Raw genomic sequence first — 23,874 nt, forward strand, 5'->3', positions numbered from 1 at the left:
CGCCTCCTCCACCAGCTGCCGCATGGCGGTGAGCGACGCCGGTTCGCTCATCGGCCGACCGGCTCCGTGAGCGGTGTCTCCGCCAGGAACGACCCGTCGCGGTCGAAGAAGCGCACCGTCGCGTCGCCGGGGTTGGCGGTGACGGCTGCCGTCCCGGCTCCCTCGGTGAGCGGGAGCCGCATGATCAGCGTGCCATCGGCGCTGGAGGCCTCGGCGAGGACGGCGTCGGCCGGTCCGCTGACCGTCAGCAGGATCGCGCCCGGCACCGAGGACGGCACGGCGAAGACCCGGTCGAGCAGGTCCGTCCCCGCCGGGGCGACCTCGGTCAGCCCGACCTGGGAGGCCAGCCCGGAGGGGCTGTCGTCGCTGCCCCAGATGATCACCTGCGCCGCCGTCGTGGCCCCCGACGGGAAGGTCGCGCCGACGAGAACCACCGTCGAGCGGGAGCCGCCGGTGATCGGAGCACCGGCCAGCAGGGTCGGATCGAGGTCGCCGGCCGGCATCCCGTAGTACCCGGCCAGGGCCTCCACGGCCGCGCGGAGGTCCTCGTCGCGGACCGATCCACGCAGGCCGCGGGGATCGGCCACGTCCGGCAGGGGAGACGTCCTGTCGAGCGCGCGGTCGGTGACGGTCAGATCGGGGTTGTAAGAGCCGGCGTCCTGGTGGACCCACAGTTGCACCTCGAGCGGCCAGCCCGGCCGACCCGGCGTGGTGATCGCACCGACCCCGTCCGTCGTCGGCACCGGCTCCCGGTTCTCCGTGGTCTTCCCGGCGGCGTCCACGGTTCGGCCGGTCAGCAAGGTGACCTCGTCACCGGGCCAGGCGACGACGACCAGCGTCGCGCTGTCCGACGCCGGGTTCGGTGCGTCCATGAGGGCCAGCGGCTGCCGCCACGTCGTCTCGCCGGGGGGCGCGGCGAGGACCATCTGATCAGGGGAGGCGCCGACCGGGCCGATGAACCACGCCTTGAGCGGCCGGCTGTCCAGGCCCAGGACGAGGGCCACCCGCGCCCCCGGCACGTCTCCGGCGAAGGCGACCACCCGGGTGTCCAGCGGGGGGTCGTGGACCGTGACCGCGGTCCGCGGCGGCAGGCCCGGTTCCGGTGCGGTGAATTCCCAGGACAGCTGCGTCACCGCCTCGAGCCAGTCCGCGTCGCCGGCCAGCGAGCCGCGCGTCGGGATCCTGGCGAGCGAGGTCAGTGGGTCCGGTGACGAACCCGTGGACGGAGCCGCTGTCTCCGCGCGGCCTCCGCCCAGGGTCATCGACGAGGCGACGGGGACGCCGACGAGGACGATCAGCGCGGCGAGGCCGCCGGCCGCCCACGCGGCCCGTGAGCGGCGCTCGGCGCGGTAGCGCTCGCGGGTCCGCTGGGCCAGGTCGGACCGGGGCGGCGCGATCTCGTCGGCACGGGTGCGCAGGGATCGCAGGCCGGCCTCGAGCTCGGTGTCGGAGGTCGTCACGTCAGCGCTCCTGTCCGGGGCGGTGGGGCGGGTAAGGAACGAGGCCGGGGCGGTGGGGCGGGTGGGGGACAAGGACGGTGGCCGGTGCCGTGGCATCCAGGAGGGCGCGCAGCCGGGCGAGACCGCGCACGGTCTGGCTCCTGACGGTGTGGACCGAGCATCCGAGCAGCTCGGCGGTGCCGGCCTCGCTCAGGTCCTCGGTGTAGCGGAGGACGAGCACGGCGCGCATGCGCGGCGGCAGGGTGGCCAGCGCCTCGGCCATCCGCTCGCGCTCGGCGACGGCGTCGGTCGCGTCGGGCATCGCCGGATCGTGGGCGGGCAGCGAGACGATCTCCTGCGTGCTGCGCAGCCGCCACCAGCTCGCCGCGGTGGTCACGAGGACCCGGCGCACGTAGGGGTACGGGTCGCCGTCGATCCGTTTCCACCGGCGGTAGGCCTTCACGAGCGCGGTCTGCAGCAGGTCCTCCGCATGACCCCGGTCGCGCGTCAGCAGGACGGCGGTGCGGAGCAGGTCGGCCGACCGCGCCGCGACGAAGGCCTCGAACGCGGCATCGTCGCCACGGCGGTCCGTTGCTCTCACTGGGCCTCCCCGGGTCGTCACCCGCTATGACGTCCCGAGGTGGCCGTGACGAACGCCGTCGTGACCTGATCGTGATCGGGCCGGTTCCGGTGGATCGGCGTTTGCGGCGCCGCACGGCGCGCATCACACTCGCGGACACCCATGACGGACGGAGGACCGGTGAAGCTGGACAAGCAGGAGCTGCTGCGGATGCTGCGCACCCAGGGCGACAACGACACGGCGGACGAGGCGGAACGCAAGCTGCCCGACGAGGTCGACACCGACCGGGACGGCGACGCGCTCGATGCCCTGGGCCTGGACCGCACCCAGCTCATGGCGAAGCTCGCCGGAGGAGGCTTCGGGGGCACGATCGCTCCCTGAGTCATCCCCGCCCCGCCCTCCCCAGGGTGTCGCGCGGACCGCTCGACCGTGTGGCGCGCAGCGACGGGCCTTGGTCGACGGCGAGGTCGAGGAACCGGGTGACGACGTCTGCGTCCACCGGCGCTCCGGCAGCGACGTCCAGCGCGCGGACCTGCCGTCCCGTGCCGGACAGGTGGCCCTCCGGATCGGGCAGGCGGGCGCCGTGCTCGAACACGAGCTGCACGCGGTCGGGCCCGGGGAACAGGGCGCAGACGAACCCGGCGACGGGGTCCCGGTAGTTGATGGAGTGCCAACCGGTCCGCGCCCGCTCGACGAGTTGGGGGTGCGCGCCCAGCACGATCGACCGCAGCCGGTGCACGGTCTCGATGACGGCGTCCGGGTGATCGGCGAGTAGTTGCTCCACGGCTGCGTCCCCGGGCATGGGCCCACCGTGGCACGTGGGTACGACAGATGAGAGACCCCCTGCCCCCACGGCTCGCACGCTCGCCGCGGGACCCTGCAGGGGGCCGGGAACCGCCCCGAACGTGCGAGGGGTGGGGAAAGGGCCCCTCTCTCAGCCGCTGTAGGGGCGCTCGCGCGCGAGCTCCTCCTTGGCGACGCCGCGGATGTGCACGGCGTCGGGGCCGTCGACGATCCGCAGCGTGCGGGCACTGGCGTAGAAGCGGGCCAGGACGGTGTCGTTGCTGACGCCCGCGCCCCCGTGCACCTGGATCGCCCGGTCGATGACGTCGAGGGCCACCTTGGGGGCGGCGACCTTGATCGCGGAGATCTCGGTGCGGGCGCCCTTGGCCCCGTACTTGTCGATCAGATCGGCGGTCTTCAGCACGTACAGGCGAGCCTGGTCGATCTCGATCCGCGACAGCGCGATGGCCTCCCGCACGGTGCCCTGCTCGGCCAGCGGCCGGCCGAAGGCCACCCGGTTCTTCGTCCGCTCGACCATCAGGGCGAGCGCCCGCTCGGCCATGCCGATGGCGCGCATGCAGTGGTGGATCCGGCCCGGGCCGAGCCGCGCCTGGGCGATCATGAAGCCGTCGCCCTCGCCGGAGAGGATGTTGCTCACCGGCACCCGCACGTCGGTGAAGCGCAGCTCCGAGTGGCCGTGCTGGTCCTGGTACCCGAACACCGGCAGGTGCCGGATGATCTCCAGGCCGGGGGTGTCGCGGGGGACGAGGATCATCGACTGCTGCCGGTGCGGGGCGCCGTCGGGGTCGGTCTTGCCCATGACGATGAAGATCTGGCAGCGCTCGTCGGCGGCACCCGAGGTCCACCACTTGCGGCCGTTGATCACGTACTCGTCGCCGTCGCGGACGATCGACGTCTGGATGTTGCGGGCGTCCGACGACGCGACGTCGGGCTCGGTCATCGCGAAGCCGGAGCGGATCTCGCCCTCCAGCAGGGGTTGCAGCCAGCGCTGCTTGTGCTCCTCGGTGCCGAAGAGCATGAGCGTCTCCATGTTGCCCGTATCGGGCGCACCGACGTTCATGGCCTCGGGGGCGATGGTCGGCGACCAGCCGGTGATCTCGGCGACGGAGGCGTACTCCAGGTTGGACAGGCCACCGAGCTCGTGGTGGAAGAGGTTCCACAGCCCGCGCTTGCGCGCCTCGACCTTCAGCTCCTCCAGCACGGGCGGGTGCTCGTGGTTGTCGTACCCGCGCTCGGCGCGCCAGGCCTCGTACACCGGCTCGGCGGGGAACACGTGCTCGCGCATGAAGTCCCACGCACGGGCGCAGACGTCCTCGGCCTTGGCGGAGAGAGCGAAATCCATGTCCGCAAGGTAACGCCGGACGTGACCGCCGTCGCACCGGGGTCCCTTCGCGGTATCGCTCAGCGCGGCGGCGGGGTGGGACGCTCGTCGGCGCAGAGCCAGCAGACCGCCAGCGGCGAGGCGACGGCCAGCAGGATCGCGGCGGCACCGGCGGTGATCGTCGGAGCCAGCAGCAGGGCCAGGGTCACCAGCGGGGTGGCGAGGAGGACGAGGGCGATCCTGGCGACCCTCCGCGGAGGCGCGGGAGGGGTTCCGCCGAGCAGCGCGGCCAGCCGCGGATCGTCCCGGGCGAGGTCCGCGGCCAGCGACCGCAGGACCGGGTCTGCGTCCATCGGCTGGTCCATCGCGTGGCCCCTCGGGGTCTCCCGGACGGCGGCCGGGGGCGTCCCGCCGCTGTGGGCAGTCTGCTCCTGCGGACGGCATCCCGGAAGACGCCGAGAGCCGGGCCCCGGTTCCCCGGAGGGAGGACGGGACCCGGCTCTGCGGCTTACCGGCCGGCGCGGCCGGATCCGGTGGGATCAGCGACGGCTGTCGACCGCGTTGCGCACCGGCATCAGGGCGATCACCAGGCCGACCAGGGCGGTGGCGATGTGCAGGACGTTGTCCGCGGCGTTGATGCTGAGGAAGTCCCAGGTCTCGCCGATGGCGATCAGGCCGTAGACGAAGGCTGCGGCGTAGCCGACCGCGAGCAGCCAGCCGTAGGTCCGCGCCCCGGCCAGGGTGCGGGAGAGCAAAAGCCCGGCGATGCCGATCACGATGTGCACGACGTTGTGCATGCCGTTGATCTCGAACCAGAGCAGCGTCTCGTTCGTGTCGTGGGCGAAGAAGTCGTCGAAGCCGGTGACGAAGAACCCGACGATCCCGACGAGCAGGTAGACGGCCCCGAAGGCCAGTCCGAGGATCTCCGGCACGGTCTTGCCCCGGCCTGCTGCGTTGTTTCCGGCCATTGGTGTCCTCCCGAACGTGAGCCCGCCGGGGTCCCGGCGGGGGTTGCTCATCCCGGTACCCCCCGTGCACGCAGGGATAACGGGCGTCCCCCGTCCGGGCGACAGTCGATGCCGAAACGTCACCGAGGTGGCGTCGTGTCGAGGACGAGTTCCTGGAGGAGTTCGCGAGCCGGCCACCCGGCGGTTCAGGCGGCCCCCTTTCAGGTGAGTGTCGACCGGCTCCGGCGGACGACGAAGGGGCCGATCGCGAGCAGGTCGACCGGTGCCGAGCCGAAGCACTCCAGGGCGTCGCGGGGGTCGTCGACCATCGGTCGGCCCGCGGTGTTCAGGCTGGTGTTGACGACGATCGGCAGCCCGGTGCGCCGCTCGAAGCACTCGAGCATCCGCGCCACCAGCGGCTCCTCGGCGCGGTCGACCGTCTGGATCCGCGCCGTGCCGTCCACGTGGGTGACCGTCGGGATCCGCTCCCGCCACTCCTGGGCCACGTCGTGCACGAAGAGCATGTACCGCGACGGGATCGGACCGCGGCTGAAGATGTCAGCGGCGCGCTCGGCCAGGACCATGGGCGCCACCGGGCGGAACTGCTCTCGCCCCTTCACGTCGTTCATCCGCTCCAGATTGGCCTCGTGGCCGGGGTGCGCCAGGAGCGAGCGGTGCCCCAGCGCGCGCGGGCCGTACTCGCTGCGGCCCTGGAACCACGCGACGATCCCGTTGTTCGCCAGCACCTCCGCGACGGCGTCGGCGACGTCGCGCGGACGCTCGTACTCGATCGCCGCCGTGCGAAGGAACTGCTCGATCTCGTCGTCGGACCAGCCGCGGCCGAGGTCGGCGCCCGGCATCGGCTCGGTGGTCTCGCCCAGGCCGCGCGCCACGTGCAGCGCGCTGCCCAGCGCCGTGCCGGCGTCGCCCGCGGCGGGCTGGACCCAGACCTGCTCGAACGGCGTCTCGGCGAATATGCGGGTGTTGGCCACGCAGTTGAGCGCTACGCCGCCGGCGAGGGTCAGCGTGCGGTCACCGGTCCGCTCGTGCAGCCAGCGCGCGAGGTCCAGCAGGACCTCCTCCGTGCGCTGCTGGACGCTCGCGGCCAGGTCGGCGTGGTCGGAGGTCCAGTCGTCGCCCTTGCTCAGGCGGGGGGCGAACTCCGAGAAGTCGATCGGCGGCGTCCGGAAGCCGCCGTCGTCGGTCGCGACGATCAGCTCCGACAGCTCGCCGGCGAAGCGGGGCTTGCCGTAGGAGGCCATCGCCATGACCTTGAACTCGTCGCTGCTGCGCAGGAACCCGAGGTGGTCGGTGAGGTCCTCGTAGAGGAGGCCGAGGGAGTGGGGCAGCGCCTGACCGGCCAGGATCTCCAGCTGCCCGTCGACGTAGCGCCCGGCCAGGTGGCTGTGCGCCTCGCCCCGGCCGTCGAGCACCAGGACGGAGTTGTCCTGCGTCGGGGCGGCCAGCCCGGCCGAGGCGGCGTGCGCCACGTGGTGCTTGACGTAGCGGACCTTCGCGGGATCGAGACCGGGCAGGGCGTGGGCGAGGAACTCCGGGGCCTTCTCCGCGTACATCTTCCGCATGACGTCGCCGGGGTCGTTCAGGCCGGACTCCTCCGGCGTGCCCATGAGCGCGGGGTCGAAGGAGTAGGCGACCGCGTCGAGCTCGTCGGGGTGGATGCCGGCCTCGGCCAGGCACCAGGCGGCCGACAGCTCGGGCAGCTCCCACGCGCTCCACGGCAGCGGGCGCTTGCCGTGCTTGCGCCGGCTGAACCGCTCCTCCTCTGCGGCGGCGACGATCCTCCCGTCGACGACGACCGCCGCCGCCGGGTCGTGGTAGATCGCGTTGATGCCGAGGACCTTCACGCGTGCACTCCTTCTCCTGGGTCCCTGCCCGTCCGTTCCAGGCGCTGACCCGTCGTCGTGCCGATGATCAAGCCCCGCGGCTGGAGCCGCAGCTCGAAGCGACGGGCAGCTCAGCCGCGGGTGCGCAGCAGGTCGTGCTCGAGGACGGCGGCCAGGCCGAGGGTCTTGTAGCCGACCTCGTCGAACAGCACGGTGATCCGGTCGTCCTCGACGCGCATGACCACTCCCGCGCCCCACTCGGTGTGCTCCACCGGGGTCTCGACCGGGAAGGGGGTGTCGTGGTCGTCGGCGGCCGGGTGGTCCTGCGCGGTGCCGGCGGAGCAGTTGTCGCAGTTCCCGCACGGCTCGTCGAGCTGCTCGCCGAAGTAGCCCAGCAGGAACTGCCGGCGGCACTCGGTGGTCTCGGCGTAGCCGCGCATCATCTCCACGCGGCTCTGGTCCACCTTCTCGTGGTGCTCGGCCAGCTCGCGGGCGGCCGCGGCGGCCTCCGCCGGGCCCGGCCCGTCGTCGACCGGGTGGGCGGCGCCATCCTCGTCCAGGACGACGGCCGCCACCTGCTCCAGCAGGTTGAGGTCGCGGGCCAGCGGGGTCGCACCGCGCCCGGTCTCCTCGCGCAGGTCCTTGACGTCCACGCCGTCGTCGATGCCGGCCGCGGACGCGGCGGCCACGAGCCCGGCGACCTGTTGCAGCTCCTCCTCGGCCGGTGCCCCGGCGGCGAAGAACCGGCGCAGACCCAGGTCTTCCTGCCGGTAGACGAGCACGGCGAGCGCCGGCTCGCCGTCCCGGCCGGCTCTGCCGATCTCCTGGTAGTAGCTGTCGACGGAGTCGGCGGGCTCGGCGTGGATCACGAATCGGGTGTCGGGCTTGTCGATCCCCATGCCGAAGGCGGTCGTGGCGACGACGACGTCGAGTTCGTCTTCCATCCAGGCCCGCTGGGTGTCCTCGCGGTCGGCCTTGTTCAGACCGGCGTGGTAGGGCCGGGCGCGGATGCCCCGCTCGGCGAGCACGGTGGCGATCTCTTCGGTGCCCCTGCGCGTGGCGCTGTAGACGATGCCCGGCCCCCGGCCGTCGCCGATCTCGGCCAGCACCCGGTCGAGCACGCCTTGCTCCTTGCCGCGCGCATCGGCGTGGTGGTCGACCTCGAGGCGGATCTCCGGCCGGTCGAAGCCCGCGACCACCACTTCGGGGTCACGCATCTCGAGCTCTTCGACGATCTCGGCCCGCACCGGCGGCGCCGCCGTGGCGGTGAGCGCGAGCACCGTCGGGTGGCCGAGCTGCTCGATGACGCCGCCGAGCCGGAGGTAGTCCGGCCGGAAGTCGTGTCCCCAGGCGGAGACGCAGTGCGCCTCGTCGACGACGAACAGCGCCGGCTTTCCCTCGGCGATCGCGTCGACGACCTCGGGCTTGGCCAGCTGCTCGGGGGCCAGGAAGACGAAGCGGACCGTTCCGTCCTGCAGCGCCTCCAGCACCTCGCGCTGGTCGCCGGCCGACATCGTGGAGTTGAGCTGGACGGCCCGGCCGGCGCGGTCCTCGATCTCGGTCAGGCGCTCGACCTGGTCGCGCTGCAGGGCGATCAGCGGCGAGACGACGATCACCGGTCCGTCGAGGAGTGGTCCGGCGACCTGGTACACCGCCGTCTTGCCGGCCCCGGAGGGCAGGACGGCGAGGGTGTCGCGGCCGGCGACGACCGCCTGCATCGCGGCCTCCTGGCCGGGGCGGAACGCCTCGAAGCCGAGGACGTCGCGGGCGAATTCGCGGATGCGGCGGGTGCGGACGGCCGCGGTGGCGCCGGCGGGGTTCGCGTCGCCGTCATCGGCAGGGGTGGGAGCGGCGGAACGGTCGGCGCGAGAGCGTGGTGACACCGACCGTGGCTGCCCTCCACTCGGCGGGGGCAAACCGCCGGCCGGGGTGACTCAGGCCGCTCCACACGCCCTCACGCCGAAGGCGCCCGCGGACAGCTCTGAGCGCGACCGCTCCTTGGTCGTGCCGGCCAGCTTCACGCATGCCGACGGCGCCCACGGACAGCCCTGAGCGCGACCGCTCCTCGGCCGTGTTCAACCCGTCCCGCACTGATTGGGCTACGGCACCGCGCCCGAGGTGTGCCCGGCCAGCGCGACGTCGCGGGGGTCGAGGTCCCAGACGGTGTTCGGCTCGTCGGCGACCTGAGGCAGCGGTGCGGGCGGCAGGATCTCAGTGCCGTCGGGCCGATAGGTGTGCCACCGGCCGATGGGATCTCGCTCGATGCGGAACCCGTGATGCACTTTCGTGTGGTGGCGTTCGCAGAGGAGCGCCGAGTTGTCCAGCGATGTCGGGCCCTCGTCGAGGACCCATTCCAGGACATGGTGGACGTCGCACCAGTGGGTCGGGGCTCCGCAGCCGGCGAACACGCAGTGCCGCTGCTGTACCTCGACGGCCCGGCGCAGGCCCGGCGGGACGATCCGCCTGGCTCGCCCGTAGTCCAAGACCTCCCCGTCGGGCCCCATGACCACGCGACTGACGGTGCCGTCGCAAGCCAGCCAGCGCGCCCGGGCGGCAGAGACGACGGCACCGAAGCCGGTCCTCGCCGCGCCCGGACCGGTGGCCGGATCGATCAGGTCTTCCACGTTGATCATCGCGACCACGTGCGGCTTGACGGTGCGCATGATCGGTAGACCACCGGACGCGAGGGCGTTGTCGGCGAGCTGCACCAGCGCGTCTGCCTGTTGCTGGGCGCGCGTGCGGTCGTCTCCGGCGCACCGGCCGGCCTGCAGGATCGACTCGATCGCGGTGAGGAACTTCTCTCCGCCGACGGCGTCGAGGTCGAACCGGCCGCTGACCGCGCCGTCGGCGTGCCGGGACCAGACGAGCGAGCGGCCCTCGGTGGGATCCGGCTCGGGACCGTCCGGGTCGAGGCGCTCGAGGTAGTGGTGCACGACCTGCCGGAGCTCGTCGTAGGGCCGGGTGGCGGCCACCTCGGCCAGAGCGGCGTCCACACCGGAAAGGTCTACGCCCTGCGTGGCGGCTGCGGCCACATTCTCCGCTCTCGCCACCGGCGCGATGGCAGCCACCTGCTCGGCGGTCACCGCGCCGCGCCCGAACGCCTCCTCCACCGCCGGCAACTGCGTCAGCGCCCGGCCGCAGCGCACCAATCGCGCGGCCGCCGGCGGGGAGAGCCGCCCGTGCCCGCGCAGCCACGACTGCATCGTCTTCAGCCCGTCGTGTTCGGGCGCCTGGGTGACCTCGCACTCGCGCACTCGCCGCGTCAGCTGTGCGGCCAGCCGGTTCTGCGCCGCAAGCAAGTCGCGCAGCCCCTCGAGCAGCTGTGGGCCGAACTGTCCGGAGAGGTCCTCAATCGCCAAGTCGTCCAGCGCAGCCGTCAGCCGGCTCAGCGCATCGGGGCGACTGCTCGAACACATGTGCGAATAGTAGTCGATCTAGCTGAGGCAAGCAACATGAAAGCGCAGGTCAGACCTTCGTAGCGTGAAGTCGGAGGCGGTCGCGCGTTGGAGTGGGGAGACGTGTCGGGCCAGGGGGCTGCGCGGCCCGCCGATGAGGCGGGGAAGATGCGTCCGCATGGCTCGTCGACCGACGGCGGCGTCGGATAAGCCGTATCGGCTCAGTGGGACACCTGGTCCCGGCCGGAGCCGAGATCGGCGTTGTCGGCGGCCAGCTGTCCCGCGTACCACCCCCGCGCGTCGAGGCCCCGCGACTTGGTCGCCCGAGTCTTGGGGAACATCTGGGCGAAGACGTCGTCCACCGCTTCGGTGCGCGCGCGCATCACCGGCACCAGATCCGTGCCGATGCTCCGCGATGCCTCCTCGGTCACCTGCTCCCGCGCCTGGGTCAGCCGTTCGCCGATGCGGAAGGCGTAGGACGTCAGGAAGGCCCGCCGGAACGATGGCGACCGGGTGCTTCCGGCTCCGGCTCGACCGGTGTCGGTCATGGCCCGGGTCGCCTGCACCAACAGGGAGGTGAACAGCAGGTCGACCGCGTCCAGATCGGCAGGGAGCCCCACCATCGTGGCGATGCCGAGCTGCTCGATCCAGATGACCCGGACGCCGTTGACCCGGCCGACGGCGTCGAGGAGCTGGACCTTCGCCTCGGGATACGGGTTGTCGACGTGGACCCGGCGAGCGACGACCTGGTCGGTGATCGAGATCCCGTGCTGGGCATCGAGCACTGCGGCGTCGACCGCGTGCCGGGTCATGAGCTCCTGCGCCTTGGCGCTGAGTGCATCCGCTTCCTCCGGGAATTCGGTGCGTTCGGCCTTGGCCAGCAGCCCACGGATGCGGCCCAGGACGCGAGCGTCAGTCACCGCGGCTGTCCGTCGAGGTGACGCCTCGCGGGTGCCCCACCGGGACGGCGGCGGCGTCAGCTGCTGGAGTTCTCCCAGTCCGGTGAGCGCGGCGAACAACCGGAGGACGTCCCGCCAGGCATCGAGCACCGGCAGGCCTTCGGTCCGCAACCAGTTCGTGACGATGGGAGGCCCCGGACTGGCGAGCGCATCCAGGGCTGCGAGCTGGGCCAGCCAGTCCTCCGGCGCCCGCGTTTCGGCTCCGGCGACCCGCGCTCCCTCGGCGATTGCGGCGATCGCCAGCCGGGTCACCCGCTGGGTGGTGGAGCGGCGGACGACGTGGGCGATGTCCGCGGGCTGCCATCCTCGTTCCCACAGGCCGTTCACCAGGCCGACGAGCAGGCTCGACGCGAGGCCGTCCTCGTCCACGCCGGGGTCGAGGACGGCGAGCCGGGCGACCACCTGCTCGACCGTGTAGTCGTCGGCGAACATGGCGGCACGGATGAGCTGCCGCCGCTGGTACTCGAAGTCCTGCTCGTCTGCACCGGTCCAGGGTCCGGGCCCGCTACCGGGCCGGCGTCGGTCCCGGTCCTGCTGCTTGCGCTTGCGGGTGGCACGCCGTTCGGCCGCGGTCTTCCCCATGGCGGCCATCGTTCCGCACGGGATCTCGCCGGCGGAGCCGGGCAGCGAACTGTGGACAGCGCTCCGAATTCCGCATCTGCGGGGGATAAGCGGGCCGACATGTCCGCATATGCGGATATAGAGTCTCCGGCGTGCCCACCGCCTACCGGATCGCCGAGGCCGCCGCGCTGCTCGGGGTCAGTGACGACACGGTCCGCCGATGGATCGACAGTGCCCGGCTGCCGGTGCACCGGGAGGGAGGTGGCCCCGCGACGATCGACGGAGCGGCCCTCGCCCGGCTCGCCACCGAGCTGCGGGAAGCGCCCGAGCCCGGGACGACGCCGTCGTCGGCGCGCAACCGGCTCGCCGGCATCGTCACCCGCGTCGTCCGCGACACCGTCATGGCCCAGGTGGAGATCCAGGCGGGCCCGTTCCGGCTGGTGTCGCTCATGTCGCGCGAGGCCGCCGACGAGCTGGGGCTGGAGATCGGCGTCCGGGCGGTGGCGACCGTGAAGGCGACCCAGGTCAGCGTGGACGTCCCTTGAGCACGCACCTGCGACGGGCCGCGATCGGTGTCGCGGCGCTCGTGCTGGCCGGCTGCAGCGGGCCCGCCGGCGCCCCGGGGGAGGAGCCGGCGGCGAGCGGGCAGGCGACCGGCGGCTCGGAGCCCACGGGCACGCTCACCGTCTTCGCGGCCGCCTCGCTGACCGACGTCTTCACCGATCTCGGCGAGCAGCTCGAGGACGAGCACCCCGGCCTCGACGTACAGATCAACTCCGCCGGCAGCTCGGCGCTGGCCGGTCAGTTGGAGCAGGGCGCCCCGGCGGATGTGTTCGCCTCCGCCGACGAGGCCCAGATGGCCCGGCTGGAGGACGGCGGGCTGGTCGACGACGCCGTCGTCTTCGCCCGCAACCCGCTCATGCTCGCCGTCCCCCTGGACAACCCGCAGGGCATCGTCCTCCCGGAGGGCCGCGCGGGGATCCCGTCCCTGGCCGACCTGATCACGGCGGACATGACCGTCGCGGTCTGCGCCCCCGAAGTGCCCTGCGGCGTCGCCGCGGCCGAGGTGCTCGAGTCCGCCGGACTGTCGGACGCCCCGGACACCTACGAGGACGACGTCCGGGCGGTGCTCACCAAGGTGCAGTTGGACGAGGTGGACGCGGGACTGGTCTACGTCTCCGACGTCCACGCCGCGGAGGACGCGATCCTGGCCTACGCCTTCCGCGAGAGCGAGCAGGCGATCAACTCCTATCCGGTCGGCGTCCTCACCGACGCCCCCAACCCGGCGGCCGCCCGCGCCTTCGTCGACCTGGTGCTCTCCGATGCCGGGCAGGAGGCGCTGGCCGACGCGGGTTTCCAGCCACCGGTGTGAGCAGGGCCCGGAGGGACGCGCGCATCCCGGCTCCGCTGCTGGTCCCGGCGGCGCTGGGGGCCGCGTTCCTCGTCCTCCCGCTGGTCGGACTGCTGGTGCGCGCCCCCTGGTCGTCGGTGGGCGAGCAGCTCGCGGCGCCCGGGGTCGGCCAGGCCCTGCGGCTCTCCCTCGTCTCGGCCACCCTCGCCACGCTCCTGTCCCTCGTGCTGGGCGTCCCCCTCGCCTGGGTCCTGGCGCGGTCGAGCATCCGTGGGCGCAGCGTGCTCAGGGCGCTGGTCACCGTCCCGCTCGTGCTGCCACCGGTGGTCGGCGGTGTCGCGCTGTTCCTGGTGCTCGGCCGCCAGGGGATCGTCGGCAGCTGGCTCGACGACGCCTTCGGCGTCACCATCCCGTTCACCACGACCGCCGTCGTCATCGCCGAGACGTTCGTGGCCATGCCGTTCCTGGTGGTGAGCGTCGAGGGGGCGCTGCGGGCTGCCGACGCGCGCTTCGAGGACGTCGCGGCCACCCTCGGCGCCGACCGCTGGACGACGTTCCGCCGCGTGACCCTTCCCCTGGTGGCGCCGGGTGTCGCGGCCGGCGCGGTGCTGTGCTGGGCCCGGGCGCTGGGCGAGTTCGGCGCCACGATCACCTTCGCGGGCAACTTCCCGGGGACGACGCAGACGATGCCGCTCGCGGTCTACCTGGCGCTGCAGCGGGAGCCGGAGGCGGCGATCGTCCTGTCCCTGGTGCTGCTGGCCGTCTCCCTCGCCACGCTGCTGCTCCTGCGCGACCGCTGGCTGGGGCGGTCGGTGCCGTGAGCCTCTCGGCACAGGTGGCCGTCCGGCGGGGGTCGCTCGCGCTCGACGCCTCGGTGGAGGTCGCCGAGGGAGAGGTGCTCGCCGTCCTCGGACCCAACGGTGCGGGGAAGTCCACGCTCCTGCGGGTGCTCGCCGGGCTGCTGACGCCCGACGACGGGTGCGTCGCCGTCGACGGCACGGTCTGGGACGACGTTCCGGCGGGAACGCACCTACCCGCGCACCGGCGGCCGCTCGGCGTCGTCTTCCAGGATGCGCTGCTCTTCCCGCACCTGAGCGTGGGGGAGAACGTGGCCTTCGGGCTCCGGACCCGCGGCGTCCGGAAGGCCGAGCGCCGGACGGCGGCGGCCGCCTGGCTGGACCGGGTGGGCCTGGACGGTCTCGGCGACCGGCGGCCCGCACAGCTCTCCGGAGGACAGGCGCAGCGGGCGGCCCTGGCCCGCGCGCTGGTGGGCGACCCGGCGCTGCTGCTCCTCGACGAGCCGCTGTCGGCCCTCGATGCTCGCACCCGGCTCGTCGTGCGGGCCGAGCTGCGCCGTCACCTGGCCGCGTTCCGGGGCAGCACCGTGCTGGTCACCCATGATCCCGTCGACGCGATGGCCCTGGCCGATCGCGTCGTGGTCGTGGAGGACGGGTGCGTCGTCCAGACCGGCACCCCGGACGAGGTGAACCGGCGGCCGCGCACCGACTACGTCGCCCGCCTGGCCGGGCTCTCCCTGCTGGCCGGCACGGGCGAGGGGAACACCGTCCGGCTCGATGCCGGGGGAGTGGTCGCGGTGGCCGAGGAGGCGGACGGGCCGGTCTTCGCCGCCGTCCGGCCGGAGTCGGTGGCGCTCTACCTGACGCGTCCCGAGGGCAGCCCGCGGAACGTGTGGCCGGCCCGGGTGGTGGGGGCGACCCCGCACGGGGCCACGGTGCGCGTCGAACTGGCCGGCGAGGTGCCGCTGGTCGCCGACGTCACCGTGACTGCCTTCGCCGAGCTGGGCCTGATGCCCGGAGCCGAGGTGTGGGCGACGGTGAAGGCCTCCGAGGTCGCCGTCTACGCCCGCTGACCAGTGGTGATGATGATCAGGAGACCTGACCATCCGGGGTCCTCCCTCACCACCGGTCACGAGGGAGGACCCGTGATGACCAGGAGACCTGATCATCATCGCCGGCGGTCCTGGGAGGGTGGAGGGATGAGCGCACCGGTCCTCGCCGCCGTCGTCCTCGCCGCCGGGGGCGGCCGCCGCTACGGCATGCCCAAGGCCCTGGTCGAGTACGAGGGCAGTCTGCTGGTCGAGCGTGCGGTGCGGACGGCGCGGGCGGTCTGCGACCCGGTGCTCGCGGTGCTCGGTGCCCGGGCGGTGGACGTCTGGCGGCAGGCCGATCTCGGCGGGGCCGCCGTGCTCGCGAACAAGGAGTGGGAGACCGGGATGGCCTCGTCCCTGCGCACCGGGCTGGACGGTCTCCGCGGCTGGCCGGGACGGGTCGACGCCGCCCTGGTGCTGCTGGTCGACATGCCCGGGATGACGACCGACGCACTGCAGGCGATGGCGGAGCACGCCGCCCCCGACGCGCTCGCCGTCGCCACGTACGACGGGGTGCGGTCCCACCCGGTGCTGATCGGCCGGCAGCACTGGGCCGCGGTGATCGAGACGGCCACCGGTGACGAGGGGGCGCGGCGCTACCTCGCGGCCCACGCGGTGACCGAGGTCGACTGCACCGGTCTGGCCGATCCGGCCGACCTCGACGTCCCGCCGTCCGGGGTACCTTCGGCGCCGTGATCGCTCAGGTCGTCGACGCCCCGCTGTCCGTCGCCGAGCACGAGGACGCCGTGGCCGACAAGGCGGCCGGGGCCGTCGTCTCGTTCGCCGGAGTCGTGCGTGACCACGACGGAGGCCGGTCGGTCACCGAGCTGGAGTACGTCGGCCACCCGACGGCGGCCGAGGTGATCACCGAGCTCGCCGAGGAGTTCGCTGCGCGACCCGACGTGCACGCCGTCGCCGTCTCCCACCGCATCGGCCTGCTCGGCATCGGCGACGTCGCGCTGGCGTGCGCGGTCAGCGCCTCGCACCGGGGCCAGGCGTTCGCCGCCTGCGCCGAGCTCGTCGACGAGGTGAAGAAGCGGCTGCCGATCTGGAAGCGGCAGGTCTTCACCGACGGCGAGGAGGAATGGGTGGCCTGCCCGTAGGTCGCGGCTCAGCCGGCGAACTCGCGCACCGGCAGCCCCCGCACCCCGGCGTCGACCCGGAAGAGCGCGCCCGCCAGCGGGTCGTCGCCGGGCTCCAGGCCCTCGCGCGAGGTCGTGACGAACAACTGGCCCAGCTCCGGCCCGCCCAGCGTGCAGGCCGTCACCTGCGCCGTGGGAACCTCCACCACGGCGTCCAGCCGACCCCCGGCGTCGTACCGGTGCACCGCGCCGCCGCCGTACAAGGCGACCCACACCCCGCCCTCGGCATCGACGGTCAGCCCGTCGGGATTGCCGTCGTCGCCGAGGGCCACGAACGGCCGTCGTCCGGTCAGCCCGGCGTCGCGGTCGTAGTCGAAGACGTCGACGCGGTGGGTCGCGGTGTCGGCGTAGTAGGCCAGCGCACCGTCGGGGCTCCACTCCAGGCCGTTGGAGATCGTGACGCCGCCGAAGACCTCGTGCACGCTGCCGTCGGGGTCCAGCCGGTACATCGACGCCGCACCCGGCGCCTGGTCGTAGGCCATGGAGCCGCACCACAGGCGGCCGTCGGGATCGCAGCCGCCCTCGTTCATCCGGACGCCGGTGTCGGCCCACACCGGGTGGAGGTGCCGGAGTGCGCCGTCGGCGTCCTGCAGGGCGAAGCCCCGCTCGACCGCCAGGACCGCGCCGCCGTCACGGCGCGGACGGACGACGGCGGCGACGTCCCCCACGTGCGCCCGGCCCACGGTCCCGTCGCCGTCGAGGGAGAGGACGTCGCCGGCGAGCATGTCCACCCAGCGCAGCCCGCCCCACCTCGGCGACCAGATCGGCCCCTCGCCGTGGTGGGCGACCGGCCCCGTCAGCTGCTCAGCCCGCATCGGACGATCTGACCGCACTCGGGACGCGGCCGCCAGGCGCGGGCGATCAGTCGTTCGGGTCGTCGGGCAGCGGCGGCGGCTCCATCCCCGCCGCCATGAGCGTGCTGAGCATGCGGGCCGCGATCTCCACCACGGACATCTCGCGGGCGGCGCTCCGCGGTTTCGCCCGGTAGGCCACACCGCACAGCGTGCCGAACAACGTCCCGTCGGCTCGGACCAGCGGGACGCCCACGTAGGCGGCGATATCGCTCAGCGCACCGGTCGACCGGGAGGCGTATGCCGGGACGGCAGCGGTGACGGTGGCCAGCCGTGGGGCGTTGCCCTCGATCATCTGACGGCAGAAGCTCTTCTCCCACGGAAGCTCGATCCCGGGCCGCACGGCACCGGCGGGATGGGCGAGCAGCACGACCTGGCGGTCCTCGACCACCTGGGTGACCATCCAGATGTCCCAGCCCACGTGCTCGGCCAGGAAGCCCAGCGCCCCCTCCGCGGCTGCACACCAGTCCGGCCACGGGGCGACGTCGGCGAATCCCGACGGAACCATGCCGGTCATTATTCCCCTCGGGGGACCGGTCAACCGCGATCGCGGCTGGTCAGCGGGCTCCGGCGAGGCCGTCGTCGTCCCGTCGCCGGTCGGCGTCGTGCGAGGAGCGGTCGAGCTGTTCCTCCTCGGCCTCGGCCTCGATCACGTGCGCCTCACCGGCGACCGTGGCGGCGGCGTCGCCGTGCGACTCCCCGTAGACCTGCTCGGCCCGCCCCAGCAGTTCCTCTGCTTTCGCCTTCGCCTTGCCCAAGAAGCTCATGCCGTCATCCTTCCGCAGCGCCTGCCCCGGACCGGCGGGAACCCGTCACCCTCCGGCGAAGGGCGGCAGCACGTCGACGACCGCCCCGGGTGCCAGGGCCAACGACCGGTCGCGGGTGGTGGTTCCGTCCACGAGGAACGAGCAGGCGGTGAGCACCCGCTCCAGCCGCTCGCCGTGGGCGTCGACCATCTGGCGCACCAGCTCGTCGAGGTCGGCGGCCTCCCGGGTCTCGGTGTCGACGCCGGAGGCCGCCCTCGCCCCGGCGAAGTACCGCACGGTGACGGCGCTCACCGGGTCGCTCCCGCGGACCGATCCGCGCCTCGCTCGTTCCTCGCTGCAGTGCTCACGGTCCCGTCCGATCCCGCCCTCATCAGCCCCCGATCGCCGACATCGGCCGGGCCGGCTGCAGGAAGCTCGGGTCGTCGATCCCGTGCCCGGGCAGCTTGCCCAGGGTCGCGATCCGCCAGCGGTCGGCGATCTCCTGATCGGTCGCGCCGTCGCGCAACGGCGTCCGCAGGTCGGACTCCTCCCGGGCGAACAGGCAGTTGCGGATCTGGCCGTCGGCGGTCAGCCGGGTGCGGTCGCAGGAGCCGCAGAAGGACCGCGTCACCGACGCGATGACGCCGACGGTCGCGGGACCGCCGTCGACCAGCCAGCGCTCGGCCGGCGCCGAACCGCGGGCCTCGGTGTCCGGGGTGAGCGAGTGAGCCGCCGACAGCCGCTCGAGGATGTCCTCGGCGGTGACCATCTCCCCGCGCGTCCAGGCGTGGTGGGCGTCCAGCGGCATCTGCTCGATGAACCGCAGCTGGTAACCGTGCTCGAGGCAGAAGTCGAGCAGGGGGACGGCGTCCTCCTCGTTCATCCCGCGCAGCAGGACGGCGTTGACCTTGACGGGGGTGAGGCCCGCCGCCTGGGCAGCCGCCATGCCGGCGAGGACGTCGTCGAAGCGGTCGCGGTGGGTGAGCTGCTTGAACCGGGCACGGTCGACGGTGTCGAGGCTGACGTTGATCCGGTCCAGTCCCGCGGCGGCCAGCGCCGGCGCCACCCTGGCGAGGCCGATCGCGTTGGTGGTGAGGCTGACCTCGGGCCGGGGCGTCAGGGCGGTCGCGCCGGCGACGATGCCGACGAGGCCGGGCCGGAGCAACGGCTCACCCCCGGTGAACCGGACCTCCTGGATGCCCAGTTGCTCGACGCCGATGCGCACCAGCCGGACGATTTCGTCGTCGGTCAGCACCTCGACCTTCGGCAGCCAGTCCAGCCCCTCGGGCGGCATGCAGTAGGTGCACCGCAGGTTGCAGCGGTCGGTCAGCGAGACCCGGAGGTCGGTCGCGACGCGGCCGTGCCGGTCGACCAGCCCCCCGCTCCCGGGGGCGGCGGCGTCCGGGGGGCGCACCCAGGGGTCGGGCAGCGAGCTGCTGGTCATGGGCCGAATGTAGTAGTGCGGACAGACAAATGTGGCGGGGAAGTCCGGTGGCCGCCGCTAGGCTCGCGCTGCCACCCGAGAGACCGGCGGAGGACCACCCCGCACTCGCCCGTGGCCAGAGAGCGCGAGAACACCGTGTCACCCCGCACCGTCTTCAGTCCCTACGCCCGCCTGTTCGCCGTCCCCGGTGCGGCGTCCTTCTCCTTCGCCGGCTGGGTGGGCCGGTTGCCCGCCCCCATGCTCGGGCTCGGCGCTGTCCTTCTCGTCGAGGGGGAGACGGGGAGCTACGGCCTCGCCGGTGCCGTGTCGGGCACGCTCGCCCTGAGCTACGGACTGGCCGGCCCCCTGTGGGCGCGGGCGATGGACCGCCGCGGCCAGGGGCTGGTGCTGCGCTGGGCCATGACCGCCTTCGCGCTGGCCGGCGTCGCCTTCGTCGGGTCGGTCGTGGCGGGCGGCCCCCGGTGGAGCTGGTTCCTGCTGGCCGCGGTCGCCGGTGCCAGCGGCCCGAACGTCGGCTCAATGGTCCGCGCCCGGTGGTCGGCGCTGCTGGACCCGGCCGGACGGCAGACGGCCTACGCCTTCGAGGCGGTCGCCGACGAGGTCGTGTTCGTCCTCGGACCTCCGCTCGTGACGCTGCTCGCCACGCTGATCGCCCCGTCGGTCGGCTTCCTCACGGGCGTTTTCTTCGGCGTCGTGGGTGGTCTCTGGCTGGCCGCGCAGCAGGCCACCGAGCCGCCGCTGCACCCCGTCGACGCGACCGCCCCGACGCGGCGGCTCGCGGCGCTCACGCCGACGCTGCTCGTCGTCGTCGTCACCTACCTGGGGGTGGGGACGGTCTTCGGCGCCATCGACGTCGTGGTCATCGGCTTCGCCGAGGAGCAGGGTGCGCCCGCGCTGGCCGGGGCGGTGCTCGCCGTGTTCGCGGGCGGGAGCCTCGTGGCGGGGCTGGCCTACGGCCTCGCCCGGCTGCCGGGCACGCTCGCCGCCCGGTTCGTGGGGACGGCGGTCGCCTTCGGGCTGGCCGCCCAGCTGCTGTGGGGCGTGGGGTCGCTGCCGGTGCTCATCGGCTGCGGCTTCCTCGCCGGGCTCACGATCGCGCCGGTGCTGGTGTCCGGCACCTCGCTGGTCGAGTCGCGGGTGGCGCCCGGCGTCCTCACCGAGTCGCTGGCCTGGACCATCACCGGCCTCACGCTCGGGGTCACGGTGGGCTCGGCGGTGGCCGGCGCGGCGGTGGACGCGTGGGGTGCGGAGCGGGCGTTCGCCGTCCCGGCCGTGGCCGGGGGCCTGGCGGCCCTGCTCGCGCTGGTGGGTGCCGTCCTGCTGCGATCGCCGGAGGCCGCGGCGCCCGACGCCGGGCCGCTGATTGAGGACGACGTCAAGGGGTAGGCCGCGAGGGGGTCGATCGCGCACGACCGATCGCGCAGGTCCCGGCCCCACCCCGACTCGAAAGGACAGCCTGTGGCTCCCGCACCCGCCCTCGGAGTGCCCACGATCCCCCTGAACAACGGCGTCGAGATCCCCCAGCTGGGCTTCGGCGTGTACCAGGTTCCGCCCGAGGACACGGCCGATGTCGTCGGTACCGCGCTGGAGCTGGGTTACCGCCACATCGACACCGCCCAGATGTACGGCAACGAGAAGGGTGTCGGCGAGGCCGTCGCGGCGTCGGGCGTCGACCGCGGCGAGATCTTCGTGACCAGCAAGCTCAACAACGGCTTCCACCGCCGCGACGACGCGCTGCGCGCCTTCGACCGGTCGCTGGCCGACCTCGGGTTCGAGCAGCTGGACCTCTTCCTGATCCACTGGCCGCTCCCGGGCATCGACGTCGACTACGTGGAGACCTGGAAGGCGCTCGAGGAGATCTACGCCGGCGGCCGGGTCCGGGCGATCGGCGTCTCCAACTTCCAGCCCCACCACCTGCGTCGGCTGTTCGCGCAAGCCGAGGTCCGGCCCGCGGTGAACCAGATCGAGGTGCACCCCTACCTCGCCCAGGACGACGTCCGCGCGTTCGATGCCGACCACGAGATCGTCACGCAGGCCTGGTCGCCCATCGCGCGGGGCAAGGTGCTGAGCGACCCGGCGATCACCGCCATCGCCGAGCGGCTGGGCCGCACGCCGGCCCAGGTGGTGCTGCGCTGGCACATCCAGCGCGGCGACGTCGTCTTCCCGAAGTCCGTGTCGCGGGAGCGCATGCAGGAGAACTTCGCGCTGTTCGACTTCGAGCTGGGCACCGACGAGATGTCGGCGCTCGCGGGCCTGGACCGGGGTGAGCGCACCGGCCCCGACCCCGACACCTTCAACTACGTCCCGGGCTGATCAGGGGGTCAGACGTCGTTCCCGCGCCCCGTCGGATCGCCGTCCTCCCTCACCGTCGGGGGTCCTCCCCCACGGTCGACGGCGAGGGAGGACACCCGACGATCAGGGAACCTGATCATCGGCGGGGTCAGTCCGTGGTGACGAAGTCGATGAGCTCCTCCACGCGGCCGAGGAGGGTCGGCTCCAGGTCGGTGAAGCTGTTGACCCGGGCGAGGATCCGCTGCGCCCAGACGTAGCCGGTGTCGTCCTCCCAGCCCAGCCGCCGGCAGACGCCCTCCTTCCACGACTCGCCCTTGGGCACCACCGGCCAGGCCTTGATGCCCACAACCTGCGGCTTGACCGCCTGCCAGATGTCGATGAACGGATGCCCGACGACGAGGGCGTGCGCGCCGGTGATCTGCTCGGCGATCCGGGACTCCTTGGAGCCCGTCACGAGGTGGTCGACCAGGACGCCGAGACGACGCCCCTGGGCCGGACGGAACTCCTTGACGATCGAGGGCAGGTCGTCGACGCCGTGCAGGGGCTCCACGACGACGCCCTCGATGCGCAGGTCGTGGCCCCAGACCTTCTCCACCAGCTCGGCGTCGTGCTTGCCTTCGACGTAGATGCGGCCGGCGCGGGCGACCCGCGCCCGGGCGTTCTCCACGTAGAGCGAGCCGGAGGCGCTGCGCAGCGGACCGGCCGGCGCTGCGTGCCTGGGCCGCACGAGCACCACGGGGCGGCCGTCGACCCAGAAGCCGGGCCCCAGGGGATAGCCCTTGACCTTGCCGAAGCGGTCCTCGAGGTGGACGACGTCCTTCTCGCACCGGACGACCGCGCCGACGAAACCCGAGCTGGGGTCCTCGACGACGAGGTCCTTCTCGGCCTCGACCTGGGGCACCGGCTTCTTCTGGGTGCGCGGGTGGACGAGGTTGTCGTACGGGGAACGGGGAGGCACGCCTCATGGTGAGCACCGGACCGGACGGAGCGACGCAGGACGCGCCGGGCGGACGGCGGCGACACGCGCGGCCCGCGGCGAAATTGCGCAGAGTGAGCGACCCGGAACTGCGGTAGCGAGCAGGAGGCGCACCGGATTGCACGCAACCAGTCGCCGCCTGACCTGCGCCGATGCTGCGCGAGCCGTTCGGTGTGCCGCGACGTCGGCGGCAAACCCCGCGCTAACTCCCCCGCAGCCGGGCGTGTCGATCCGCTGGCGATCGTTTCGTGCTTGCGATCACGGTCACCCATCCGAGTGACCGCACCAACTCGTGCAGAGATAGGAGTGCAACGACGATGATCGGTACCGACACCATCAGCCGCGTGATCGGCCAGGACGTCTACGACGAGTCCGGGGACAAGATCGGCTCGGCCGCGGAGGTCTATCTCGACGACGAGACCGGCCAGCCCGAGTGGGTCACCGTGCGCACCGGCATGTTCGGCACCAAGGAGTCCTTCGTCCCCATCCGGGACGCGGACCTCACCGACGACGGCGTCCGCGTACCCGTCAGCAAGAGCAAGGTGAAGGACGCCCCGAAGATCGACACCGACGGCCACCTCTCCCCGCAGGAGGAGCAGGAGCTGTACCGGTACTACGGCATGGGCATGGGTGCGGACAGCACGCCGACCATGACGACCACGGAGACGACGACCGGCATGGCCGGGACCGGTCGGACCGACGCCGGCATGACCGGCACCGATGCCGGCATGACCGGCACCGATGCCGGCATGACCGGCACCGACGCCGGCATGACCGGCACCGACGCCCGGGGCACGGTCGGACACGACACCTCCGGCCCCACCACGGACGACGCCATGACGCTGTCGGAGGAGCGACTCAACGTGGGCACCCGCTCGCAGGAGGTCGGCCGCGCCCGGCTGCGCAAGTACGTCGTCACCGAGAACGTCACCGAGACCGTCCCGGTGTCCCGCGAGGAGGCCCGCCTCGAGCGCGAGCCCATCACGGACGCCAACGTCGGCAAGGCGATGGACGGGCCGGCCATCTCGGAGGAGGAGCACGAGGTCGTCCTCCACGCGGAGACGCCCGTCGTCGAGAAGGAAGCCGTGCCGGTCGAGCGTGTGCGTCTCGACAAGACCACGGTCACCGACCAGGAAACGGTGAGCGAGGGCGTCCGCAAGGAAGAGGTCGACGTCGACGGCGACACCGAGCGCCGGGTCTGAACGCCGGCACGTGATCGACCCCTGGCGCACCACGCCGGGACCCAGAGACGGCGGCGGCCGGCCGAGGACCAGACTCGACCGGCCGCCGTTCTCCATGCCGGGACCCTGGCGACGAGCGACGGGTTTCGACGG

At 73.0% G+C, this 23,874-nt stretch carries 26 protein-coding genes; 10 read left to right on the forward strand and 16 right to left on the reverse strand.

Annotated features, from left to right (window positions below; genetic code table 11):
- Nucleotides 1-47 precede the first annotated feature (47 nt).
- A complete protein-coding gene (locus FHU33_RS00945) occupies nucleotides 48-1,460 on the reverse strand; it encodes a hypothetical protein (protein WP_142023659.1) in 1,413 nt (470 codons plus the stop codon).
- 1 nt (nucleotide 1,461) lies between these two features.
- Nucleotides 1,462-2,040 carry a SigE family RNA polymerase sigma factor gene (locus tag FHU33_RS00950; RefSeq protein ID WP_142023660.1) on the reverse strand — a complete coding sequence of 193 codons (579 nt, stop codon included), beginning with the start codon at nucleotides 2,038-2,040 and terminating at the stop codon, nucleotides 1,462-1,464.
- A gap of 159 nt (nucleotides 2,041-2,199) precedes the next feature.
- Here FHU33_RS00950 and FHU33_RS00955 point away from each other — a divergent pair, with 159 nt between their 5' ends.
- Complete coding sequence (locus tag FHU33_RS00955; RefSeq protein ID WP_142023661.1) at nucleotides 2,200-2,400, forward strand: hypothetical protein; 201 nt, start codon at nucleotides 2,200-2,202, stop codon at nucleotides 2,398-2,400.
- 1 nt (nucleotide 2,401) lies between these two features.
- On the opposite strand, the gene FHU33_RS00960 is transcribed toward FHU33_RS00955, so the two are convergent.
- The 8 genes from FHU33_RS00960 to FHU33_RS00995 form a co-directional block, all read right to left on the reverse strand.
- Nucleotides 2,402-2,821 carry a DUF1801 domain-containing protein gene (locus tag FHU33_RS00960; protein WP_142023662.1) on the reverse strand — a complete coding sequence of 140 codons (420 nt, stop codon included), beginning with the start codon at nucleotides 2,819-2,821 and terminating at the stop codon, nucleotides 2,402-2,404.
- 132 nt (nucleotides 2,822-2,953) lie between these two features.
- Nucleotides 2,954-4,165: an acyl-CoA dehydrogenase family protein gene (locus FHU33_RS00965; protein ID WP_142023663.1), complete on the reverse strand. Its 1,212-nt coding sequence runs from the start codon at nucleotides 4,163-4,165 to the stop codon at nucleotides 2,954-2,956.
- Between the two features lie 59 nt (nucleotides 4,166-4,224).
- Nucleotides 4,225-4,497, reverse strand: coding sequence for a DUF3040 domain-containing protein (locus FHU33_RS00970; protein ID WP_170182276.1), 273 nt, complete (start codon nucleotides 4,495-4,497; stop codon nucleotides 4,225-4,227).
- A 186-nt stretch (nucleotides 4,498-4,683) separates the two neighbouring features.
- Complete coding sequence (locus FHU33_RS00975; protein WP_142023665.1) at nucleotides 4,684-5,112, reverse strand: DUF4383 domain-containing protein; 429 nt, start codon at nucleotides 5,110-5,112, stop codon at nucleotides 4,684-4,686.
- A gap of 200 nt (nucleotides 5,113-5,312) precedes the next feature.
- Nucleotides 5,313-6,956: a carbamoyltransferase family protein gene (locus FHU33_RS00980; protein WP_142023666.1), complete on the reverse strand. Its 1,644-nt coding sequence runs from the start codon at nucleotides 6,954-6,956 to the stop codon at nucleotides 5,313-5,315.
- 110 nt (nucleotides 6,957-7,066) lie between these two features.
- Nucleotides 7,067-8,818: a RecQ family ATP-dependent DNA helicase gene (locus tag FHU33_RS00985; RefSeq protein ID WP_142023667.1), complete on the reverse strand. Its 1,752-nt coding sequence runs from the start codon at nucleotides 8,816-8,818 to the stop codon at nucleotides 7,067-7,069.
- Between the two features lie 216 nt (nucleotides 8,819-9,034).
- A complete protein-coding gene (locus tag FHU33_RS00990; protein ID WP_142023668.1) occupies nucleotides 9,035-10,351 on the reverse strand; it encodes an HNH endonuclease signature motif containing protein in 1,317 nt (438 codons plus the stop codon).
- A gap of 200 nt (nucleotides 10,352-10,551) precedes the next feature.
- Nucleotides 10,552-11,871 carry a DUF2786 domain-containing protein gene (locus FHU33_RS00995; RefSeq protein WP_142023669.1) on the reverse strand — a complete coding sequence of 440 codons (1,320 nt, stop codon included), beginning with the start codon at nucleotides 11,869-11,871 and terminating at the stop codon, nucleotides 10,552-10,554.
- 131 nt (nucleotides 11,872-12,002) lie between these two features.
- Here FHU33_RS00995 and FHU33_RS01000 point away from each other — a divergent pair, with 131 nt between their 5' ends.
- From FHU33_RS01000 to FHU33_RS01025, 6 genes are all read left to right on the forward strand, one after another.
- Complete coding sequence (locus FHU33_RS01000) at nucleotides 12,003-12,395, forward strand: TOBE domain-containing protein (protein WP_142023670.1); 393 nt, start codon at nucleotides 12,003-12,005, stop codon at nucleotides 12,393-12,395.
- Entirely contained in the window at nucleotides 12,392-13,222 is an 831-nt protein-coding gene (gene modA, locus FHU33_RS01005; RefSeq protein WP_246063189.1) for a molybdate ABC transporter substrate-binding protein, read from the forward strand. Before FHU33_RS01000 ends, modA begins: the two co-directional genes overlap by 4 nt.
- Complete coding sequence (locus FHU33_RS01010) at nucleotides 13,219-14,022, forward strand: ABC transporter permease (protein WP_142023671.1); 804 nt, start codon at nucleotides 13,219-13,221, stop codon at nucleotides 14,020-14,022. The genes modA and FHU33_RS01010 overlap by 4 nt, the downstream gene beginning before the upstream one ends.
- Nucleotides 14,019-15,071, forward strand: coding sequence for an ABC transporter ATP-binding protein (locus FHU33_RS01015; protein WP_142023672.1), 1,053 nt, complete (start codon nucleotides 14,019-14,021; stop codon nucleotides 15,069-15,071). Before FHU33_RS01010 ends, FHU33_RS01015 begins: the two co-directional genes overlap by 4 nt.
- A 126-nt stretch (nucleotides 15,072-15,197) precedes the next feature.
- The gene (locus FHU33_RS01020; RefSeq protein WP_142023673.1) at nucleotides 15,198-15,785 is read left to right on the forward strand and encodes a nucleotidyltransferase family protein; all 588 of its coding nucleotides are present in this window, start codon (nucleotides 15,198-15,200) and stop codon (nucleotides 15,783-15,785) included.
- Complete coding sequence (locus FHU33_RS01025; RefSeq protein WP_142023674.1) at nucleotides 15,782-16,192, forward strand: molybdenum cofactor biosynthesis protein MoaE; 411 nt, start codon at nucleotides 15,782-15,784, stop codon at nucleotides 16,190-16,192. Before FHU33_RS01020 ends, FHU33_RS01025 begins: the two co-directional genes overlap by 4 nt.
- Before the next feature lie 8 nt (nucleotides 16,193-16,200).
- On the opposite strand, the gene FHU33_RS01030 is transcribed toward FHU33_RS01025, so the two are convergent.
- The 5 genes from FHU33_RS01030 to moaA form a co-directional block, all read right to left on the reverse strand.
- Nucleotides 16,201-17,046: an SMP-30/gluconolactonase/LRE family protein gene (locus tag FHU33_RS01030; protein WP_142023675.1), complete on the reverse strand. Its 846-nt coding sequence runs from the start codon at nucleotides 17,044-17,046 to the stop codon at nucleotides 16,201-16,203.
- A gap of 46 nt (nucleotides 17,047-17,092) precedes the next feature.
- Entirely contained in the window at nucleotides 17,093-17,599 is a 507-nt protein-coding gene (locus FHU33_RS01035) for a histidine kinase (protein ID WP_246063190.1), read from the reverse strand.
- A 40-nt stretch (nucleotides 17,600-17,639) separates the two neighbouring features.
- On the reverse strand, nucleotides 17,640-17,849 hold the full coding sequence (locus FHU33_RS01040) for a hypothetical protein (protein ID WP_142023677.1): 210 nt from the start codon (nucleotides 17,847-17,849) through the stop codon (nucleotides 17,640-17,642).
- Between the two features lie 45 nt (nucleotides 17,850-17,894).
- Nucleotides 17,895-18,140, reverse strand: a complete 246-nt coding sequence (locus FHU33_RS01045; RefSeq protein ID WP_142023678.1) for a MoaD/ThiS family protein — start codon at nucleotides 18,138-18,140, stop codon at nucleotides 17,895-17,897.
- Nucleotides 18,141-18,219: 79 nt separating this feature from the next.
- Nucleotides 18,220-19,272 carry a GTP 3',8-cyclase MoaA gene (moaA, locus tag FHU33_RS01050; RefSeq protein WP_211354955.1) on the reverse strand — a complete coding sequence of 351 codons (1,053 nt, stop codon included), beginning with the start codon at nucleotides 19,270-19,272 and terminating at the stop codon, nucleotides 18,220-18,222.
- A 135-nt stretch (nucleotides 19,273-19,407) separates the two neighbouring features.
- Between moaA and FHU33_RS01055 the strand changes: the two genes are divergently transcribed.
- Together FHU33_RS01055 and FHU33_RS01060 are read left to right on the forward strand one after the other, a co-directional pair.
- On the forward strand, nucleotides 19,408-20,658 hold the full coding sequence (locus tag FHU33_RS01055) for an MFS transporter (RefSeq protein WP_142023679.1): 1,251 nt from the start codon (nucleotides 19,408-19,410) through the stop codon (nucleotides 20,656-20,658).
- 72 nt (nucleotides 20,659-20,730) lie between these two features.
- Entirely contained in the window at nucleotides 20,731-21,585 is an 855-nt protein-coding gene (locus FHU33_RS01060; protein WP_142023680.1) for an aldo/keto reductase, read from the forward strand.
- Between the two features lie 127 nt (nucleotides 21,586-21,712).
- On the opposite strand, the gene FHU33_RS01065 is transcribed toward FHU33_RS01060, so the two are convergent.
- A complete protein-coding gene (locus FHU33_RS01065; RefSeq protein ID WP_142023681.1) occupies nucleotides 21,713-22,522 on the reverse strand; it encodes a DUF3097 domain-containing protein in 810 nt (269 codons plus the stop codon).
- A 335-nt stretch (nucleotides 22,523-22,857) separates the two neighbouring features.
- Here FHU33_RS01065 and FHU33_RS01070 point away from each other — a divergent pair, with 335 nt between their 5' ends.
- The gene (locus tag FHU33_RS01070; protein WP_142023682.1) at nucleotides 22,858-23,742 is read left to right on the forward strand and encodes a DUF2382 domain-containing protein; all 885 of its coding nucleotides are present in this window, start codon (nucleotides 22,858-22,860) and stop codon (nucleotides 23,740-23,742) included.
- Nucleotides 23,743-23,874 lie beyond the last annotated feature (132 nt).

Source organism: Blastococcus colisei, assembly GCF_006717095.1.
In the GTDB taxonomy this organism is placed as follows: domain Bacteria; phylum Actinomycetota; class Actinomycetes; order Mycobacteriales; family Geodermatophilaceae; genus Blastococcus_B; species Blastococcus_B colisei.